At 41.7% G+C, this 20,478-nt stretch carries 20 protein-coding genes; 4 read left to right on the forward strand and 16 right to left on the reverse strand.

Annotated elements, in window-relative coordinates; all coding sequences use genetic code 11:
• Positions 1 to 73: 73 nt before the first annotated feature.
• Both SE27_RS11355 and hemJ read left to right on the forward strand, forming a co-directional pair.
• Entirely contained in the window at positions 74 to 1,303 is a 1,230-nt protein-coding gene (locus SE27_RS11355; RefSeq protein ID WP_039623496.1) for a beta-ketoacyl synthase N-terminal-like domain-containing protein, read from the forward strand.
• Between the two features lie 18 nt (positions 1,304 to 1,321).
• Positions 1,322 to 1,774 (forward strand): protoporphyrinogen oxidase HemJ, encoded by a 453-nt coding sequence (hemJ, locus tag SE27_RS11360; RefSeq protein WP_039623499.1) that lies wholly within the window; start codon positions 1,322 to 1,324, stop codon positions 1,772 to 1,774.
• Between the two features lie 427 nt (positions 1,775 to 2,201).
• Here hemJ and SE27_RS11365 read toward each other — a convergent pair whose 3' ends face one another.
• From SE27_RS11365 to SE27_RS11385, 5 genes are all read right to left on the reverse strand, one after another.
• Positions 2,202 to 3,065 carry an IS982 family transposase gene (locus SE27_RS11365; protein WP_039623995.1) on the reverse strand — a complete coding sequence of 288 codons (864 nt, stop codon included), beginning with the start codon at positions 3,063 to 3,065 and terminating at the stop codon, positions 2,202 to 2,204.
• 165 nt (positions 3,066 to 3,230) lie between these two features.
• Entirely contained in the window at positions 3,231 to 4,658 is a 1,428-nt protein-coding gene (locus tag SE27_RS11370) for an amino acid permease (protein WP_039623500.1), read from the reverse strand.
• 169 nt (positions 4,659 to 4,827) lie between these two features.
• Positions 4,828 to 5,187, reverse strand: a complete 360-nt coding sequence (locus tag SE27_RS11375) for a RidA family protein (protein ID WP_039623502.1) — start codon at positions 5,185 to 5,187, stop codon at positions 4,828 to 4,830.
• 53 nt (positions 5,188 to 5,240) lie between these two features.
• Positions 5,241 to 6,344, reverse strand: coding sequence for an alanine racemase (alr, locus tag SE27_RS11380; protein WP_039623505.1), 1,104 nt, complete (start codon positions 6,342 to 6,344; stop codon positions 5,241 to 5,243).
• A gap of 33 nt (positions 6,345 to 6,377) precedes the next feature.
• Complete coding sequence (locus tag SE27_RS11385; RefSeq protein ID WP_039623506.1) at positions 6,378 to 7,637, reverse strand: D-amino acid dehydrogenase; 1,260 nt, start codon at positions 7,635 to 7,637, stop codon at positions 6,378 to 6,380.
• Between the two features lie 138 nt (positions 7,638 to 7,775).
• Here SE27_RS11385 and SE27_RS11390 point away from each other — a divergent pair, with 138 nt between their 5' ends.
• The gene (locus SE27_RS11390) at positions 7,776 to 8,240 is read left to right on the forward strand and encodes an Lrp/AsnC ligand binding domain-containing protein (protein WP_039623509.1); all 465 of its coding nucleotides are present in this window, start codon (positions 7,776 to 7,778) and stop codon (positions 8,238 to 8,240) included.
• A gap of 77 nt (positions 8,241 to 8,317) precedes the next feature.
• Here SE27_RS11390 and SE27_RS11395 read toward each other — a convergent pair whose 3' ends face one another.
• Complete coding sequence (locus SE27_RS11395) at positions 8,318 to 8,977, reverse strand: HAD-IA family hydrolase (protein ID WP_039623511.1); 660 nt, start codon at positions 8,975 to 8,977, stop codon at positions 8,318 to 8,320.
• Between the two features lie 101 nt (positions 8,978 to 9,078).
• Here SE27_RS11395 and SE27_RS11400 point away from each other — a divergent pair, with 101 nt between their 5' ends.
• Entirely contained in the window at positions 9,079 to 9,846 is a 768-nt protein-coding gene (locus tag SE27_RS11400) for a hydroxymethylpyrimidine/phosphomethylpyrimidine kinase (protein ID WP_039623513.1), read from the forward strand.
• 217 nt (positions 9,847 to 10,063) lie between these two features.
• Here SE27_RS11400 and SE27_RS11405 read toward each other — a convergent pair whose 3' ends face one another.
• The 10 genes from SE27_RS11405 to acnD all read right to left on the reverse strand — a co-directional run bounded on the left by SE27_RS11405 (position 10,064) and on the right by acnD (position 20,236).
• Complete coding sequence (locus SE27_RS11405) at positions 10,064 to 10,405, reverse strand: zinc ribbon domain-containing protein YjdM (protein WP_039623515.1); 342 nt, start codon at positions 10,403 to 10,405, stop codon at positions 10,064 to 10,066.
• Positions 10,406 to 10,498: 93 nt separating this feature from the next.
• A complete protein-coding gene (locus SE27_RS11410) occupies positions 10,499 to 10,852 on the reverse strand; it encodes a DUF488 domain-containing protein (RefSeq protein ID WP_039623997.1) in 354 nt (117 codons plus the stop codon).
• A 182-nt stretch (positions 10,853 to 11,034) separates the two neighbouring features.
• Positions 11,035 to 13,434: an AI-2E family transporter gene (locus tag SE27_RS11415; protein WP_227504640.1), complete on the reverse strand. Its 2,400-nt coding sequence runs from the start codon at positions 13,432 to 13,434 to the stop codon at positions 11,035 to 11,037.
• A 405-nt stretch (positions 13,435 to 13,839) separates the two neighbouring features.
• Complete coding sequence (locus SE27_RS11420; RefSeq protein ID WP_039623517.1) at positions 13,840 to 14,223, reverse strand: ribonuclease E inhibitor RraB; 384 nt, start codon at positions 14,221 to 14,223, stop codon at positions 13,840 to 13,842.
• 206 nt (positions 14,224 to 14,429) lie between these two features.
• Positions 14,430 to 15,131: a DUF1003 domain-containing protein gene (locus tag SE27_RS11425; RefSeq protein ID WP_039623518.1), complete on the reverse strand. Its 702-nt coding sequence runs from the start codon at positions 15,129 to 15,131 to the stop codon at positions 14,430 to 14,432.
• 64 nt (positions 15,132 to 15,195) lie between these two features.
• Positions 15,196 to 15,342 (reverse strand): DUF6868 family protein, encoded by a 147-nt coding sequence (locus SE27_RS14260; protein ID WP_406564549.1) that lies wholly within the window; start codon positions 15,340 to 15,342, stop codon positions 15,196 to 15,198.
• Between the two features lie 629 nt (positions 15,343 to 15,971).
• Positions 15,972 to 16,106 carry a zinc ribbon-containing protein gene (locus SE27_RS14045; RefSeq protein WP_081406898.1) on the reverse strand — a complete coding sequence of 45 codons (135 nt, stop codon included), beginning with the start codon at positions 16,104 to 16,106 and terminating at the stop codon, positions 15,972 to 15,974.
• A 187-nt stretch (positions 16,107 to 16,293) separates the two neighbouring features.
• Positions 16,294 to 16,578, reverse strand: coding sequence for a hypothetical protein (locus SE27_RS11430; RefSeq protein ID WP_039623520.1), 285 nt, complete (start codon positions 16,576 to 16,578; stop codon positions 16,294 to 16,296).
• A gap of 57 nt (positions 16,579 to 16,635) precedes the next feature.
• Positions 16,636 to 17,535 (reverse strand): HNH endonuclease, encoded by a 900-nt coding sequence (locus SE27_RS11435; protein ID WP_039623522.1) that lies wholly within the window; start codon positions 17,533 to 17,535, stop codon positions 16,636 to 16,638.
• 94 nt (positions 17,536 to 17,629) lie between these two features.
• Positions 17,630 to 20,236, reverse strand: coding sequence for a Fe/S-dependent 2-methylisocitrate dehydratase AcnD (gene acnD / locus SE27_RS11440; RefSeq protein WP_039623524.1), 2,607 nt, complete (start codon positions 20,234 to 20,236; stop codon positions 17,630 to 17,632).
• Positions 20,237 to 20,478: the final 242 nt, after the last annotated feature.

Consider the following 20,478-nt stretch of genomic DNA (forward strand, 5'->3'; position numbering starts at 1 on the left):
GGCGGGTTTTTGCTTGAAGTAAAAACATTTTTTAACGCCATTTGCTCAAAAACTATCATAAAGGGATCTGTAGATGAAACGTGTTGTTATCACTGGCATGGGGATTAACTCATGTATCGGTAATTCTTTAGAAGAAGTGACCAATTCTTTGCAAAACGGGATTTCTGGGACACGTTTTAACCCCACTTATGCTGACATGAATTTCAAAAGCCACGTTAGCGCAGCAGCTGAGCAAGACTTTGACCATATTGACCGCAAACTCAAGCGCTTTATGGGCGTCTGTGCCATGTATGCTTATAATTCAGCACTTGCCGCAGTACAACATGCAGGCTTACAACCTGAAGATATCGGCGGGAATCCGCGTTACGGTATTGCTGGTGGCTCAGGTGGCGGTTCAACTGCATCTGTCATTGAAATGAAAGAGCTGTTAGACACCAAAGGCGCCCGTAAAGTCGGCCCGTTTTTTGTACCACGCAACATGAGTAACACCATTACCGCAAACGTCGGTGTCGCATTTAAATTACAAGGTGTTGCTCACACCATTACCAGCGCCTGTGCCACCTCTGCCGATGCAATTGGCTACGCTTACAATTTAATTCAATTGGGCAAACAAGATTTAATGTTGGCCGGTGGCGGTGAAGAAGATCACTGGTCACAAAGCTTACTCTTTGATGCGATGGGCGCACTGTGCTCTAAATACAATGACACGCCTGAAACCGCATCGCGTCCCTATTCTGCTGACCGCGACGGTTTCGTGATTGCCGGTGGTGGTGGTTTTGTGGTGCTTGAATCACTTGAGCATGCACAAGCACGTGGCGCGACAATTCTGGCTGAAGTGGTGGGTTATGCTGCCAACAGTGATGGCGCAGATATGGTTGCACCCTCAGGTGAAGGCGCAACACGCTGTGTGATCATGGCTTTAGATGAAGCCAAACAGCATGGTGTAGATAAAATTGACTATGTCAACACGCATGGTACGTCAACCCCTGCCGGTGATGTGACAGAACTAAAAGCCATGGAACGTGCATTTGGTGAAGGACAAGTCCCTGCACTAAGCTCCACCAAATCGATGACCGGTCACAGTTTAGGTGCCGCCGGTGTACAAGAAGCTATTTACTGTATCTTAATGATGCAAAATGACTTTATTGCGCCAAATATCAATGTCACTGAACTTGATCAAGATGCAAAAGGGTTTGATATCGTACTTGAAAAACGCGACGCAAAACTGAATACTGTCATGAGTAACAGTTTCGGCTTTGGCGGTGTAAACGCCTGCCTCGTTTTCAAGAAGTGGGATGCATAATCCCCAATAGGATATTCGATGGATGTACCTTCTGATGCTTTCTTGTGGGTAAAAGCATTCCATATTATTTCGATCGTGTGTTGGTTTGCCGCGTTGTTCTACTTACCGCGCTTATATGTGTACCATGCGATGAGTAATGATGCGGTCAGTCATCAGCGTTTTCAGGTGATGGAACGCAAGTTATATCGCGGCATTATGTGGCCATCGATGATTGCCACGCTAATTACCGCACACTTTCTGGTGGATTGGGGTGACGCCACACAGCACTATCATGAAGCGCTGTGGTTTTACTTAAAATTAGGCTTGGTCGGATTATTGGTCATCTATCATTTATTCTGTGGTTATTACCGACAAAAACTTATATTAGATGCACACTATAAATCGCATAAATTTTGGCGTTTCTTTAATGAAATGCCCACGTTTATCTTGGTTGCAGTGATCATTTTGGTGGTGGTTAAACCGCACTTTTAAACTATATATTGTATAAAAACCTCAGCTTAGTCTGGGGTTTTTTCTATTTAAGAGACTCCATCTTCTTTCAAGCGCTCGCTGTGATATGTGCAATCTACTCTTAGCATCTTCATAACTGATTCGTAGCACTTATAGCCCTACATACTTAGAAATTTATCCAGACATGCAAACAGTACATGACCCTAAATCAATCTAACTGCAATCGTTATGACGGCGTTTTAAGCTTAAAGACTGCCCTGTTTCAAGCTGATTTGAATCTAAATGAAAGCACCTTTTAAGTTTGATCTACAGACTGCGCAATAAAAGCGTTGCTAGATACTTTTTTCATGGTTGATTCATATTGTAGATATGGAAGTTAAAGCCACTCAAAAGCTTAAATAAAGCACATTACTATAAAGATAAATAACCTGAGTTCGACGAAATATTTTTAGCTTTTTAGCATATTTTGGAAAGTTGGCTTATTGGGATTTAAGCAATAAGCCACTATCGCAGCCATAATATTCACCATAAAGTTATTGACCGAACGATGACGTGAATGTTCAATTTGATGCAAGTTTTTTAACTGATCATTCACTGTTTCGATCAATCCTCTTCTGCAAAGTAATTGCTTTTCTTCTTCAGTGTAGATGGGTTTATTTTTCATATTCTTACGTGACGGGGTCAATAATTTTAGTCCCCTTGCTGCTAAAGCTTCAGTTTTTACTTTACTCAAATACCCCTTATCGCCCAGTAAAATGCCTTTTAACTCTTTGGTTAAAGATTCAAGTACAGCAACATCATGAACATTCCCTGATGTAATCTTGAGATTAATAATTTCACCTAAGTTATTGATAATAAGATGGACTTTAAACCCATAAAACCAACCTGTACTACTTTTACCGCGACCGGCAAAGCCTTTAAACACACGATTTCTTTTAATTCTAAGATTATGACAAACGACCAATTTAGTCGAATCAATAATACAAATTCCGGTATCTTGTCCTTTAACTTGATGGAAGAAACTACTCAAAGCTTGTAAACAACGCGGCATAATTTCAATAAAACGATTGTAACTAAGAAGCTTGGGAAAAGCTGATTTCCAAAATGGGATGATCATATGACAATAAAAATATTTGAAAAATCTAAACCCGGATTTATGAAATAAAATGACAATGGTCATGACTTCAGACAAGCTTAAAGCTGACTTTTTCATTGTTGTTTTTTGATCAGAAATTAGAGCTTTCTCTAAAGATTCATTAAATTTTTTGCAGAAATCATCCAAAATACAAAATAATTCGGTAATATAGTCCATGAAAAAGCCTTGCTCTGAAATGTTTTGTCTTCGTAACCAAGATATTACAGATGCTAAGGCTTTTTTCATTTATTTTTTATGTCGAACTCAAGTTAAATAGATATTCCATAAAAAAGAACGATCTAAATCGTTCTTTTGAAGTGGATAATTGAATGCCTTTACGCTTTATGCATGCGGACCATGCTTTTTCATGCGTGGTTTATACAGCACACGATAAGTCACCGCTAAAATCACCAACCACAATGGGCTAATCATTAACGCTTTTAAGGTATCTGGCTCTAAACTTAGAATAATTAACGCAAACAACATGAATGCCAAAATAACATAAGACATCCAGATGCCGCCCGGCATTTTAAAAGTAGATTTAGCATGCAGTTCAGGGCTACGTTTACGATAGCGAATGTAGCACACCATGATCAAGCTCCAAATACTGATAAACAAAATTACACAGAGCGAACTGGCCAAGGTAAATGCTTCCAGTGTATTCGGGACGAAATACTGCAATGCCGCACCGGCCATAATAAAGAAGCAGGAGAAAATCAGTCCTTTTGCAGGTACAGCGCGCTTAGATAACTTACTTAAAGCTTGCGGTGCTTGTCCATCTTTGGCCAAACCAAACAACATACGACTGGTGGAGAAAACGCCACTGTTCATCGATGACATCACCGATGACAACACCACCAAATTCATAATAATGGCCGAAGTCGGAATACCGGCATGCAAGAACAAAGTGACAAATGGACTTTGATCGGCAGGAATTTGATTCCACGGCGTTACAGACATCACGATAAACAATGACACCACATAAAATAAAATGATTCGGGTGGGAATGGCATTTACCGCTTTGGGTAAATTCTTTTCTGGATCTTTGGTTTCAGCCGCCATGGTACCAATTAATTCGACCCCAACAAATGCAAACAAAGCAATTTGGAAACCGGCCAAGAAGCCACTGGCACCTTTGGGGAACATGCCGCCATGCGACCATACATTGCTAAAGCTGGCAATTGGACCTTCAGGTGGCTGGAACTGCATAAACACCATATAGCCGCCAATGAAAATCAGCCCCATGATGGCCAAAATTTTAACCAAAGCAAACCAAAACTCAATTTCACCAAATAGTTTTACCGTTAACAGGTTAATCCCCAGCACCAACAACACACAGCCGGCACTAATCAGCGCTTGTCCCATCGGGGTAAAGGCTTCTCCGGGCGGTAGCCAAAAGCCAAGATAATTAATAATGGCGGCTAAATCGGCAATACCGACCAAAACCCAGCCCAACCAATACGACCAACCAATATAATAGCCAGCAGCAGGACCAATCAGGTCATGTGCCATGTCGATGAAAGATTTGTAATGCAAATTTGACAGCAAGATTTCACCCAATGCACGCATCAGGAAGAAAAACATGGCACCAATAATCATGTAAATAATCAGAATAGACGGGCCGGCCAAGGAAATGGTTTTCCCTGAACCCATAAATAATCCGGTACCAATCGCGCCGCCAATGGCGATTAATTGTAAATGACGATTGGACAGTTTTCTTTGCAACTCATGTGGAGAGGATGATTCATCCACTTGGTTTGTTGTTGTCATCTTGGAATATCCTTATATAACCGTTTACAGGTATAAAGTATTGCGCTGAGTTTTCCTCACCGCGCGCAATACCACCTTTTGAACTGGATCAATGCGCACATCCATCCAGTTCGTTGAACGATTTCTAACTTAAATTTTGGGAGATGATGAAAATATTCTAACTAGCGGATTACTTTTGTGCAGCAGTCACGGCAATTTCGATCAACCAATTTGGATTGACCAAATCTGCTTGAATGGTGGCGCGTGATGGCGTGACACAACCTTTTAACCACTCAATCCAGATAGCGTTGACTGCTGGAAAATCTTCAAGATTTTTCACATACAACTGTGCAGACAACAAACGTGATTTGTCGCTGTTGGCCTGAGCCAATAAGGCATCAATGGTCGCTAAGATATCTTTGGTTTGTAGTTCAATGTCGGGCGCTGTGATTTTCGGCACTTGGCCGGACAAATACACCACTTGATTAAAAATGGTTGCGGCACTCATCACTTCGGTGCTGTTAATTTTTTGTATATCTGCATGTGACATATCAATTTACCTCTGTTGAGTAAAGAAGGAGAAAATAGAGTAATACGGTAATCTTAAGATTCAATTTCAAACGGGACGCGTAAAGTCACGGCGCACATCAGCTCATAACCCACGGTGTCTGAACTGGCCGCAACCTCATCAATGGGCAATACCACACCTTGTGAGGATTTACCCCACAACACCACTTCACTGCCGACATCGGCATCGGGGATGTTGGATAAATCCACTGCCAACATATCCATGCTGACGCGACCCACAATTTGTGTACGGACCGAATCGACTAAAACCGGCGTACCGGTTGGAGAAATTCGTTGATAGCCATCGGCATAACCACAGGCCACAATACCAATTTTTAGCGGTTGTTCAGCAATGAAGCGCGAACCATAGCCGACACTTTGTGTCGCTTGTACCTGTTGTACCGCAATAATTTGACTGCGTAACGACATGCTCGGCTCAAGCTGCCAATCTTGGATGTTGTGGGTTGGATAATCGGGAGAACTGCCGTAGAGCATGATGCCACTACGAATATAATCAGAATGTAATTGCGCTGAATAACGCAAAATCGCGGCGCTATTACTGATAGAGCGCTGACCCGGCAAGTCTTTAACCGTCGCTTCAAAGACTTCCTGTTGATAGCGAATGCCCTGCTCACCAAAGCGCTCGCCATCAGCATCAGAAAAATGCGTCATATGGGTGATGGATTGCACACAGGCTAAATGATTAATACTGTGCCAAGCAGCGCCATAGCTGTCTGGAGTAAACCCCAAACGATTCATGCCACTGTTCATTTTTAAGAACACATCGAATTGAGCATTACCTTGAAACTGTTTTAACCAATCAATTTGATACTGACTATGGATGGTAAAGCTTAAATCCAGTGCCGCACAATCTTTTAAATCTGTCGCGCTAAACAGCCCTTCTAGCAGTAAAATTTTACCTTGCCAACCCAAAGCACGAATTCGCTTGGCTTCTGCAATATCTAACAAGGCAAAACCATCGGCTTGCTTAAACGCATCATAGACCCGTTCAATCCCATGACCATAGGCATTGGCTTTGACCACTGCCAACAGCTGACTGTCCGGCATCATGTTGCGGGCAACCGCTAAATTATGACGCAATGCCGACAGATGGATAACCGCGCGAATAGGACGTGACATATATTCATCCTTGAATATTAAAAGAAATTTGAATTAGCCAATATTGGGATAGCGTTTAATCGATAAGCCTTCGGTGTTGATATCAGGAGTATGATTAAGTACCAAATCGCTGATTAACTTGCCTGAACCACAAGCCATGGTCCAACCCAAGGTGCCATGTCCGGTGTTTAAGAATAAATTCTTAAAGCGCGTTGCACCAATAATTGGCGTACTGTCTGGGGTCATCGGACGTAAACCGGTCCAGAATGACGCCTGCGCCATATCACCACCAGGGAATAAATCCTGCGTGACCATTTGCAAGGTTGCACGGCGATTCTCATTTAAAGCATGGCTAAAACCACTTAGCTCGGCCATTCCGCCCACACGAATACGCTCATCAAAACGGGTAATGGCAATTTTATAGGTTTCATCGAGTACGGTGGATTGCGGTGCAAAAGCAGGATCGACAATAGGAATGGTCAGTGAATAGCCTTTCACCGGATAAACCGGTAAATCCAAATGAAGCGGTTTCAGTAAATCGCGCGAATAGCTACCAAATGCCAACACATAACGGTCTGCGGTTAAGACTTGACCATCCACCACCACACCTTTAATTTCATCGCCTTCAACCACCAGTTTTTCAACTTTTTGATTGAATTTAAAATCGACACCCAATCCTTTAGCCAAATCAGCTAAGGCATTGGTAAATAAGTAACAATCGCCTGTTTCATCATTGGGTAAATGCAGACCACCGACCAATTTATCTTGTGCATAGGCCAAGGCCGGTTCAACTTTCGCCAAGTCTTCTTTAAGCAATAATTCGTAGTCAACACCACATTCTTTCAACACTTGAATGTCGCGCTGTACTGCTTCGAGTTGCGCTTCATTACGAAAAACTTGTAAAGTACCTTTAGCGCGGTTTTCATAGTGAATACCGGTGTCTTTACGCAGCTCTCTTAAGCAGTCACGGCTATATTCAGCCACGCGTGTCATCCGTTCTTTGTTGATGGCATAACTCTGTGGATTACAGTTTTTAAGCATTTGTGCCATCCACTGTAACTGCCACATGCTGCCATCCATATTAATGGCTAAAGGTGCATGGTGTTGGAACATCCATTTGACGGCTTTAAAGGGAATACCAGGCGCCGCCCAAGGGGTGGAATAACCGGGAGAGATTTGACCTGCATTACCGAAACTGGTTTCTTCTGCTGGACCGGGTTGACGGTCTAATACAGTTACGGTTGCTCCTTGCTTCGCGAGGTAATACGCGCTTGCTACGCCAATGACACCACTACCTAAGACAATTACGCGCATTTCAAATCCCTCGAGCACCTTTAGTTTATTTACCTAGTATATTTTTGGTTCAATAGTTTTTTTCACTGTTTTACAGCCTATAATCTAGGCAATTGAATGGATTTATCATGAAAAAAATTCAAAAAAAGGAAAATATTGATGCGTAAATTAGACCGTATCGATCATCAGATTTTAGAGATTCTACAAAAGGATGGACGCATTGCCATCAGTGAGTTGGCATCTCGGGTGAATTTGTCCACCACACCCTGCTCTGAACGGGTCAAACGCTTAGAACGCGATGGCATTATCATGGGCTATTACGCGCGTTTAAATCCGCAGTTGGTGGACCGAAATTTATTGGTATTTTTAGAAATTAAGTTATCGGCAAAATCCGGTGATGTGTTTGATCAAGTGGCGCGTGATTTGGTGGAAATTCCCGAAGTTCTAGAGTGTCATTTAATTTCAGGAGAGTTTGATTATTTGGTCAAAGCACGGCTGAAAGAGATGACCGCCTATAGACGCTTATTGGGCGACTTATTAAAAAAACTGCCATCTTCGGCCTCATCACACAGTTACATTGTGATGGAAGAAGTCAAAGAAACCTTATATTTGGATATCGGCTAAGCCCAAACATTGAATCTTTAAGCTTAAAAAAGGATCCTTCAGATCCTTTTTTTTATCATTGTTTAAAGTACAGCTATTTAATGTTGCAACAGTTCAATCTGTGCAGGCAATTGTGCAATTTTTTGGATGCGTGCTCGAGGCTGCGCCTGATCTAACTCATCTGCTGTGCCATAGCCATATTCGACCGCGATGGTGTCAATACCATTGTGACGCGCACCTAAAATGTCATGTTCACGGTCACCGACCATAATGCACTCGGCTGCCTTTAACTGCTCTTTTTCTAAAATATAGGCAATCAGATCGGCTTTATTGGTGCGAGCACCATTTAATTCACTGCCGTAAGCATGGATAAAATATTGCAACAGATCAAAATGCTGCAAAATTTGTGTGGCATACACTTCCGGCTTAGCGGTGGCTAAAAACAGTCGATAGCCTTTTTGCTGCAAGCTGTTTAAAGTCTCTGCCACATCTGCAAAAACATGGTTTTCATATAGGCCTTTGACCGCAAAACGTTCGCGATAGCCCATCAGTGCTTGTTCAGCCAACACATCATCAACCGCAACATTCAGAATTTTGGCCAATGAGGCTTGTAACGGCGGTCCAATAATCCAATCAATATTCAGATCATCGGCAATGGGATGTCCCACTTTATTTAAGCCATAGCGCGCACTGCGGGTAATACCAACTTGCGGGTCTGTGAGTGTCCCATCTAAATCAATCAAAATATTTTTAATCACAGACGAATCCTTTAACGTTAAATTTTTACTCAATAAATACTGTCGAGACTTGGCTCAAACTTGCCTATACTAACGTAAATTTTACGAAGAAGGACATCATTGTGCGCACAACTGTACTGTGCTTTTCTGGTTTAGATCCCTCAGGTGGTGCTGGTTTACAAGCCGATATTGAAGCGATTGGTCAAAGTGGCGCGCATGCTGCCATTGCCTGTACTGCGCTGACCATCCAAAACTCGCAACAAGTCTTTGGCTTTCAAGCCACCTCAAAAGAATTACTGTTGGCTCAAGCGCATGCGGTGGTGGATGATTTACCGATTAAGTGCATAAAATCCGGCATGTTAGGCACCACAGAAAATATTGCAGCTTTGGCTGAATTTTTACGTGAACATCCTGATTATCTGTATGTTTTAGATCCCGTTTTGGTCGCCAACAGTGGCGGTTTACTGGGCAATCAAGCCACGTTGGTCAAAGCCTTTGCCGAGCTCATCCCACTGGCCACGGTGCTGACACCGAACACCGTCGAGCTGCGCGCTTTAACGGGAATTGATGATTTAGAACAGGCCACGCAGCAGCTGTTTGCCATGGGCGCTCAAGCGGTCTTGGTTAAAGGTGGCCATGAAGATACGCCCGCGTATATTCGTAACGCACTTTATATAAACGGTGAACTGGTTTCTGAAACACGCTGCCCACGACTAGAAGGTGAATATCATGGTTCAGGCTGTTCATTGGCAAGCTTTATGGCCGGTCGTTTGGCACAGGGTGATAACTTAAAACAAGCGGTTCATCATGCTGAAACGTGGTTGTTTGGCGTGCTGAAACAAGCCGAAATTCCCGTGCCGAATGGTCAAAGAATCCCAAAACGTTTTTAAGTATATGGGGTTAGCGCCTCAGTCTTGATGGCACTGAGTCATCAAGCATCAGCTCAAACACAGCTAACAAACCTGCCGTTGCTGCTTAAAAAACTTAAGCACAGCGGCAGCCATACCGCATAAAAACACACTGCTTTAAAATAAGATTACAGGTGAAGCGGCATAAAAAAAGCCCCAGCATAAGGCTGGAGCTGATTAAAGCTGAATCAAATTAAAATTAAGCTTTTTTCACAAATTCAGATTTCAATTTCATGGCGCCAAAACCTTCAATTTTACAATCGATATCGTGGCCATCACTTGAGTCAGGTAATAATCGAATATTTTTTACTTTGGTTCCGACTTTAATTGCGGAAGATGACCCTTTCACTTTTAGCTCTTTAATCAAGGTCACGCTATCGCCATCGCTTAAGGCATTGCCGTTAGCATCTTTAATTACTGCAGCTTGTTCCGCTGAGTTTTCACCATCTTTCCACTCATGTGAACATTCTGGGCAAATCAGTAAATCGCCATCTTGATAGGTATATTCTGAATGACATTTCGGGCAATTGGGTAAAGACATAAAAAACCTCAAAAAGTCTACTATAGCATTTTATAAATCAATCGCTGAATAAAGGCCTATTTATTTTATGGAATAATGCTTAGTTCGGGATGCTCATTCTTGTTCTAACAGCTGTTTCAGCACAAGGGCATGGTTATAATCTGCACTTTTAGTGGCGGTAATGAAAGTCACTTTTTCCTGTTGTGCCAACTGACGGATTTCCTCAAGTTGCTTAGCTTGCGCATTTAAACTCAGTTCCGCTGTGTAGCGCTGCTGAAACTCAAGCCAACGCTGTGGATCATGTGCATACCATTTTCTTAATTCTGCGGATGGACTGATCTCTTTCGGCCATAGATCAATTTTTGCCTCTTGCTTTTTAATGCCTCGCGGCCACAGCCGGTCCACCAAAATACGCTTGCCATCTGAAGCCAACACTTCAGCATAGGCTCGTTTGATTTGGATCTGCATCATAGCTCACCTCCACGAATTTTCAGCATTTCGCACTAACGCTATCTGCGCGTATCGTATGCTATATCCCTAAACACGTTAATGATTCTAAACTAATGACTTGCTACGGTTTAAATAAAAAATATGCTGCTGATACGCGTTAATTGCTATGGATTCAGCTTAGTCAGATTATACTAAGCCACTCAATCATCTTTCGCTTCTGCTTTGTGTAATTTAGCAATTTCTTCCAACTTTTGTCTGTGGACTTTGTCATCACTTAAGGTTTCAATTAAGTCGGCGGCCAACTCATTTAACAAGACCAAATCATCTTCACTGACATGGCGCACCTGTTTGTCTAAAATACACAAACTGCCCAAGACTAAGCCTTGTTTACTGCGCAACGGCACGCCGGCATAAAATTTAATTTTATGTCGTTTTAATTCTCGATTGTGATTAAAACGCGGATCACGCTCGATATCCTCAATAATCAAAGCTTCATTTTGATAGACCAAATGAGTACAGATAGAGTCTTCACGCGGAATTTTCGCTTCAATTGGATTTTGATTTTCAGCCGCCAATGGACTGGCCGGCGTATTAACCCAAGCGGCATCCACCAAGGAGATTTGTGCATAATCGACATTAAAGGCTTGGCAGGCTTCTTCAATATATTGCTGATAAATCGGTAGGCTCTCTGGCGCCAGTAAATGTAACTCATGCAAAGCCGCTAAACGTGCTGGTTCATTTTCTGCCATCAGTTCACGCGCAGGATTCTGCCCCTGTTGTAGCATAAGAGCATCAATACTGAGCATCAATTCATTGACAGTAGACACCACCGCATCGGGCTGAAAACGCTGCTGAATTTTATCGCGTAGCACATCACTGGTATTGCCCCATGTGGCAAAAATAATTTTTAGATGCGGCAACTGCGCACGAATACGATGATTCAGTAGACGAATCTGTGCCAACGGCTGCGGATGAAACATTGAAATACAGATGATTTCGGCGCTTTGCGGTAAAGAATCGAGCACGTTACTTTTGCTTTGAATCAGCACCTCGTTGTAACTTTTGGCAGCAATTTTTCTTAAATTTAAACCATGTGCCACCATGGATGCGGTCAATACCCCAATTTCCCAGCGCGCCCCTACAGAGATGACTTTAATCGCCTCATCCTTTGCTGAAATGGCATATTTTTTTTGAAAATCATGATTAAATAACTTTAAACCTTGATGCATTCTTAAGCGGTGTTCGGCACTGGCTTCAGTACTGTGACCTTCAGAAAATAGACGAATAGCCGGAATGGCCACATCATCATAAAAACTATTGACCTTACGCACCAACATTTCTTCACTGGGTTTTTTCGGTAATTTTTGTTCGATATATTGCTGCGCCACTTTCAGGGCATCATCAACATCATCTGCCACCAAACGCTGATAAAAGCGCTCGGGTGGAGTAAGCACGGGTTCACTGCCAATCAAAATTTTAATAAAACTCAAAGCCGGAATGTAATTGGCCAACACCAATAAACACGCGGTCAGCGGTGTAGAGAGAATCAGCCCCACCGGCCCCCATAGCGTGGTCCAAAAAGTCGCGGCAATAATAATGGCCAAGGTCGATAAACCGGTACTTTCACCATATAACCACGGTTCAATAATATTATTACTGATCAGTTCGAGCAGTAAAATTAGCCCCATACTCCACAACACCATATTCCAACCGGGATCGACCGCAAAGGCCAAGGTCAGCGGAAATAATGCCGAAATCATCGGTCCGACATAGGGTACAAAACGCATGACGATGGCGACCATACCCCACATCAGCGCAGCCGGTACACCAATGAGCCATAAGCCCAGCGCCATCGGAATACCATAGGTGACATTCACCAACAACTGCATCCGCAAATAGGTACCTATTCGATCCGCGGCTTCATCTAAAGCGTCGGTACCAACATTTAAATTGCCTCCGAGCAACTTCAGCAAACGGTCATGCAAGTCTTTTCGACTCAGCAGAATCAGCACCACAAATAAAAAAACAATCCCCACCGTGACCAACGGACTCAAAATGGTGATGCCCCACTGCTTGGCTGTTTCAGTTGCACTGGGCGATTTTCCCACCACCTCAACCTGTGTGACATTAGCCTTGGCTGGCATTGGCGCAAGATCACGCATCGAGTTTTCTACCGTGTCGATGGTGCTGATTGCACCATCCCAAACGCTTGGGCCTTTGGTCAGATTTTTAACTGAATCTAGTTTGTGTTTGATGGTGTCCTGATACTGCGGCAACTCCTGACTTAAGCTACCTAATTGATAGCCCAAATAGGTGGCTGCACCGCCCAATAGGCTTAAGGTAAATAGCACGACCAAGGCAATGGAAGGCAATTGCGGTAAACCCCATTTTTTTAAGCGTGACACCAACGGTTCAAGTAAAAAAGCCAGCAACACCGACAGTGCCAAAGGAATTAAAATATCTTGACCAAAATACAGCGCTAAAATAATTACGGTGGCAATAACAAAGCCTGCCATCATGCGTAACAGCTGCAAAGTATCGGATTTTGGCTTGACGTGTGCAGCTGAAAATTCTGAATGCGGTCGTTTTTCATTCTTCACGTTAAAGGCCTTCTTGTTTTTATCTCTCTGTGTATATTTAAAATTTTAAGCGACAAAACTCTACAGCCTTAATGTAAATACCATCCTTTTTTAGTTCATCGTGTTGACCGTACTGATCTATTTTTAGAGGCTGCTTTTAAGCAAGACTTTTTAAAATATCTAGAAAATAATGATGCCTTTTTAATGATGCTTTATTTATGCCAAATATATTTCAAGCTATTGAGGTTAAAAACAGATGATCAGGCTATTTGCTAAGCACTTTACCGCTCATCCCCAATTCATTTACCCAATAGATAAACCCCCAAGCGCTTACACGTTTGGGGGTTATTGAAGTCAGCACGCACTGCGTTAATTTAATAGTCAGCCCAGTGCATTACAGCACATCTTAAACGGATAGCACAAACCTTATGAGGTTTGAATCTCATCGTCTAAGTCTTCATCATCGTAAACATAGGCCATGCAGCCCCAACCATCATATTCACCGCTGTGTTGTTCAGCAATTTTAGTAAACCATTCTTCAAGGTCGACGATGTCTGAATATTCAGGTTCCATATACACATAAACCGTGATAATCCACTCTGAAGTATCGCTTTCTTCATCTTCAAACAGGCTGATTTTTTGTTCTTCTTTGAGCAAATAAAGCGCACATTTTTCAGCTAATTCTTGGCTTTGAAAGGCAATTGAATACTCAATTTCATGCGCTTCAATTAAATCATCGCCATCTTCAGCCATTTGCCAAAGTACATTACCGTTTTCATCATCAGGAAATTTATCAAAATCGCGGCTCATGGAGTATTCCTTATCATCATTTTAGGCTTCACTATTGTACGCAGATTAGCGCGGCTTTGTTTTAATTTACAGACGATTTACCCAGACCGGCCGCTTTTTGTGCTTTTGAGCGAACACAGACCATGTAAAGGTCATGTTTGAGCTATCATCTTGCTAAATGCATCGTTACTACATTTAAGCCAACTTTAAAAGTATATCCTTCAAAATTAGTGCTTCTTGCTCATCTCTGAGAGCAAATCCAATTGAATTTCCTGCATCTCCGCCAAGCGTTGCCATTGATGCGATAACAGATGATCTAATTTGTCATGTAAATGTCGAATTTCCAGTTCAGCTTTTAAATTAATTTGATAATCATTTTGTGAGCGTAAACGGTCTTTGGCTTCTTGTCGGTTTTGGCTCATCATAATCACCGGCGCTTGGATGGCGGCCAAACAGGACAAAACCAAATTGAGTAAAATAAACGGATAAGGGTCGGCAGGACGTGCCACCAATAACGTGGTGTTAAGCACAATCCAAATCACCAAAAAAATGGCAAAACAAATCAGAAAGGGCCAACTGCCACCAAAAGTGGCAATTTTATCAGCCAAGCGTTCGCCAAAAGACCACTGCTGCTCTAACTCATCTTCGGTATTTTTGGTGATTAATTCTTGCTGCTGCATACTGCGAATTACTTCCAATTCCAGTGCAGTCACTTCCCCCTTTTCCGACTTTAATAAAGAATGCACATATTGAACACGGTACAGGGTTAAATCGGCATGACAAATATAGCTGTCTGTCGACCACTGCGGAAAATCTTGTAAAATTTCTTGATTGATCGCGTCGCGTATCACACCGCGCGGGGTCAGTTTTTGTAGCGGAAATTTTTTACCACAGACAGCGCAGGCATGACATTCATTTTTTTCGTGCATGAGGTTCCCCTTTATTGGCCTATTTAGCGCGTTTTACTCAATTATTTATATGTCGAGGTGTGGCTTAACTTTTTTCTATCCAGTAAAGCACGATAAGCGGAATTAAATTAAAGAAAATAATCATGATTTTATACAGCGTCAGCGCTGCGTAATGAAGGGTATCAAAACTTTCATCACTGAGCTTAAAGCATTTACGCTGTAGGCGATTGATTGCCTCTCACGCGTAAATCAAACCCCAGAACCAGAGCAATAAAACGGTAATATTTAGGATAAGCGCATAAAGAAGAAAGTGAGTAATAACGGTGATATTCATATTTTTATAGGCTATATGTTTTGTTTATTTTAGCCTTATTTTTATACTATCAAGAATTTTTTAAGGGGTGAGGGAAAACATATTTTGTTTACTTCAACAACCATGACTGGATAAGTCATAACTCTGTGCCTATAAATTTGTAATCTATAGCGTCCTAAGCCGAATCGAGACCTTGTGGGCGAGTACTACACTCACGTTGTACGCAACTGGTAGCATCTACTCTCTTCGATCCCCATCACACCCTTGAGATATAATTTAACAAGATCACCTCGGAATTAATTCCCGAAGATTCGCTATTTTTTGATTATTTTGGCATTTTTTATCGCATAAAATAAAAATAACCGAATTATTTACTATTAAGGTTAAAATAGTGATTTTTTATTGCGAAAATAAGATATTTATTGATAATTTTGTTCACTTAACCTGTAGATTTCTGGAATAAAAAAAACTGAGCAAAAAGCCCTATCGGGTAATAGGGCTTTTGTTTAAAACAGGATAGCTGTTTTATGAACGTTGCTTAGGCAAATTTATTTTTTAAATTGATTGCCATGGCATTTGGTACACGGGGGTAAACGATCTGTACCAATTTCTAAGTAAGCGCGGTATCCGCACTGAATACAAAAATAGAAGCCTGTTCCGGGTTTTTCGCCAGCAGTAACCATTTTTGTTCTCCATGGGTTTTAGAAATGGTAGATTTAGTATATAACCCTAATGTGATGATTGTCTATTGTCCATTTCGATAAATGATAGTGGCGTTTGGGCGAAGGAATTTTATTGTAAATAAAAACTTTATATTCTTTCAGAATACTCTATTAACTTTTCCAAAGCGACTTCACTTTCAATATAACATTAATAAATTCCACAAAATTTATGTACTGCAACACGATCAATTGCCGTTGAATAATCAGTTAATTTTTTCATATCTGAGATGCCTATAATATTTACAAGTATAGAATAATCAAATTTAAAGCTACATTTTTTGATAGTTTTAGCATCAAAGAAAATTCGAACTTTATTTGAAGAATTTTCTATTTGATAACAACGCATTTTATCTGTGTTATCCACCTGATAAGATTTTTTAATGCGTCCTATCAGACTTTCTAAATATTTTGATGCATTCTGACCATTTAACACTCTGTTATCCAAAGAAACCTTTATAGGGCACAATACTATAAAAAATCATATAAACCTTCATCTTATACTTCCTATTATTTTTTTTAGCTCTTCAATTTTTAACAATGGTTTTCCTTTATGCAACATTCTATGACAGTTTGAACAAACAATTGCTAAATCATCTAATTTTGTCTCAACAAGACCATCCGCCTGATTTAATGGAATTAAATGATGAACTTCACAGAAATTATTACCTATCTCACCGTAAATAGCTTTAAAATTAAAAGTACAAACTTCACATTCTAACTTTCCAGCTTGAGCTAATATTGTTTTCTTTTTCTGTTGAACTATTTCCCTGTTTCTTTCTCTAACTAAATGTGTTCTAAATCTTGGATTCCCTTCTACACCTATTATCTCATGATCAACATCAACCATATCCTCAAAGACTGTTTTATTACTAATATATTTTTGTACTCTTTGGACAAGATTCTGTGCCTCAGGTGATTGCGCATACCAAACGTTACTTTGCCCTATACCTCCTTTGACAGCTCTAGGAATTAATAAGTTTCTTTTCTGAAGAGGAACAAGATATGCATCTGAAAAATTAGCCTCTATAAGATAAAAATCTAGTTTATTTTTTTCATGAAAACCAGATGCTTTTAATAATTTTTGAGGCTCTTTATAAACTTTTGCATTTTCATACCATCCAATAACTACCGTCCCACCACTATCAGGCCCTGCTGTCCATACGACAGTTACCTCATCTACAAACTCATCATCTTTATTAGCTCCTAATTTCTGGATATCAATTTTTCCGGAGGAACGGACATATCCAAATACTTTTTCATTTAGGTTAGTAAAATTACATACTTCATGACCAATTGAATGATCATTGAAAGCACCCCCTCTACTCAAAATATCTCCATCTATTCCATTATAACTTTCCATCCAACCAACATTACAAAATAATATTGTCATAACTAATCCTTAATTTTATTTTTCAATATATAAAAAACCCCACTTCACAGTAGGGTCTTTTTATAACAATATCAATTACTTTTAAAACAAAATATTAAGCCATATTCCCTTCTAAAAAGTCCTGTGCAAAACGCTGTAATACACCGCCTGCTTCATACACATGCACTTCTTCTTCAGTATCTAAACGGCAAGTCACTGCAACTTCAACCACTTGATTTTTACCGTCTTCAGTCGCGCGCTCAATCACCAAAGTTAAGTCAGAACGTGGCGCAATATTACCCAGTACGCTATATAGCTCTGTACCATCTAGCGCTAACGTTTTACGGTCAATACCGGCTTTAAACTCAAGCGGTAATACCCCCATACCCACCAAATTGGTGCGGTGAATCCGCTCAAACCCTTCTGCCACAATCACTTCTACACCCGCAAGACGAACACCTTTAGCAGCCCAATCACGGCTTGAACCCTGACCATAATCTTTACCGGCAATAATAATCAGCGGTTGTTTACGGTTCATATACACTTCAATGGCTTCCCACATCCGCATTACTTCGCCTTCTGGTTCCACCCGTGCTTTTGAGCCTTGTTTTATGCTGCCATCGGAACGGCGCACCATTTCATTAAACAATTTCGGATTGGCAAAAGTGGCGCGCTGCGTAGTCAGATGGTCACCGCGATGAGTCGCATACGAGTTAAAGTCTTCTTCTGGCACGCCCATTTTGGCCAAATATTCACCCGAGGCACTGTCTAACACAATCGCATTGGAAGGCGATAAATGATCGGTGGTGATGTTGTCACCTAAAATGGCCAATGGACGCATATTGCTTAAAGTGCGCGGTGCAGCCAATGCGCCTTCCCAATATGGCGGACGACGAATGTAGGTACTTTGCGGACGCCAATCATACAGTGGACTTGCTGCTTTAACCGCCTCGCCCAAATCAAACATTGGAATATAAACTTTACGGAACTGTTCCGGCTTAACCGATTTGGCCACCAAAGCATCAATTTCTGCATCACTTGGCCAAATGTCTTTTAGGTAAATCGGTTGACCGTTTTGATCATTGCCTAAACTGTCCTTTTCAATATCAAAACGAATGGTTCCGGCAATGGCATAGGCCACAACCAACGGTGGTGATGCCAAAAAGGCTTGTTTGGCATAAGGATGAATACGACCGTCAAAATTACGATTGCCCGAAAGCACTGCGGTTGAGTACAAATCACGTTCGATAATTTCTTGCTGAATTTGTGGATCAAGCGCGCCCGACATCCCATTACAGGTGGTGCAAGCATAGGCCACAATCCCAAAGCCCATTTTTTCTAAATCGTGCAACACGCCCGCTTCTTCTAAATATAACGCCGCCGCTTTAGAACCGGGTGCAAAAGAGGATTTTACCCAAGGTTTACGCGTTAAGCCCAACTCATTGGCTTTACGTGCCAGTAAACCTGCCGCCACCGTATTACGGGGGTTGGAAGTATTGGTACATGAGGTAATCGCAGCAATAATAATGGCACCATCGGGCATTAAACCATCGGTACGGTGTTCCACCACGCCAGCAATACCTTTGGCTTTTAAATCGGCTGTTGATACACGCGCATGTGGATTAGAGGGTCCGGCAATATTGCGTGTTACTGTGGATAAATCAAAACGTAAGATACGGGGATACTGCGCCTCTTTCATCTGAGCGCCCCACAAGCCAATTTCTTTGGCGTAGGTTTCAACTAATTTAATTTGTTCAGCTTCACGGCCGGTTAAGGTCAAATAATCCAGCGTATTTTGGTCGATATAGAACATGGCTGCGGTTGCGCCATATTCTGGGGTCATATTGGAAATTGTGGCGCGATCGCCCACCGACATGCTGTCTGCACCTTCGCCAAAGAACTCTAAATAAGCGCCCACTACGCGCTCTTGACGTAAAAATTCTGTCAAAGCCAAGACAATATCGGTGGCGGTAATACCGGCTTGACGCTGCCCGACAAATTCAACCCCAATAATATCTGGTACACGCATCCAAGAAGCACGACCGAGCATGACATTTTCTGCTTCTAAACCGCCCACTCCAATCGAGATCACGCCCAACGCATCGGTATGCGGCGTATGTGAGTCCGTACCGACGCAGGTATCAGGGAATGCCACACCGTCGCGATTTTGAATCACAGGTGACATTTTTTCTAAGTTAATTTGATGCATGATGCCGTTACCGGCAGGAATCACATCAACATTTTCAAAGGCCGTTTTGGTCCATTCAATAAAATGAAAACGATCTTCATTACGACGATCTTCAATGGCACGGTTTTTCGCAAACGCGTCTGGATCGGAACCACCAAATTCCACCGCCAAAGAATGATCGACAATCAACTGGGTCGGAACCACGGGATTAACTTTAGATGGATCGCCACCTTGTTCCGCAATCGCATCACGCAAACCGGCCAAATCCACCAAAGCCGTTTGACCCAAAATATCATGGCAGACCACGCGTGCTGGATACCACGGAAAGTCCTGTTCTTGTTTATGCTTAATCAGCTGCGTTAAAGACTGGGTTAAAATGGCCGGATCGCAGCGGCGCACCAATTGTTCAGCCAGCACTTTTGAGGTATAGGGAAGTTTGTTGTACGCACCTGACTGAATATCTTCTACGGCTTGGCGCACGTCAAAATATTCAAGCTGGGTATTTTGCAGGGGTTTACGGTAGTTGTTATTCATAGCGTAGCGGCCTCTAGAGCGTTTTTTCTTGCTGTGTATTGTTGTAGATTGCGAACAATCGGTTCACAGGCATTGTACGCTTGGCAAAAGCCATTTCCCAAATCTTATATATTTCATATATTTAGCTATAAAAATATGGGTTTTTGAAATATTTCATTACATATGATTTTGAATATCTGCACTAAATGTGCTTTTTTCGGCAAAATAGTGGAAAATTGAGCTAATTCTTTAGTATTAGATAC

It is taken from the genome of Acinetobacter harbinensis (assembly GCF_000816495.1).
Taxonomy (GTDB): Bacteria; Pseudomonadota; Gammaproteobacteria; order Pseudomonadales; family Moraxellaceae; genus Acinetobacter; species Acinetobacter harbinensis.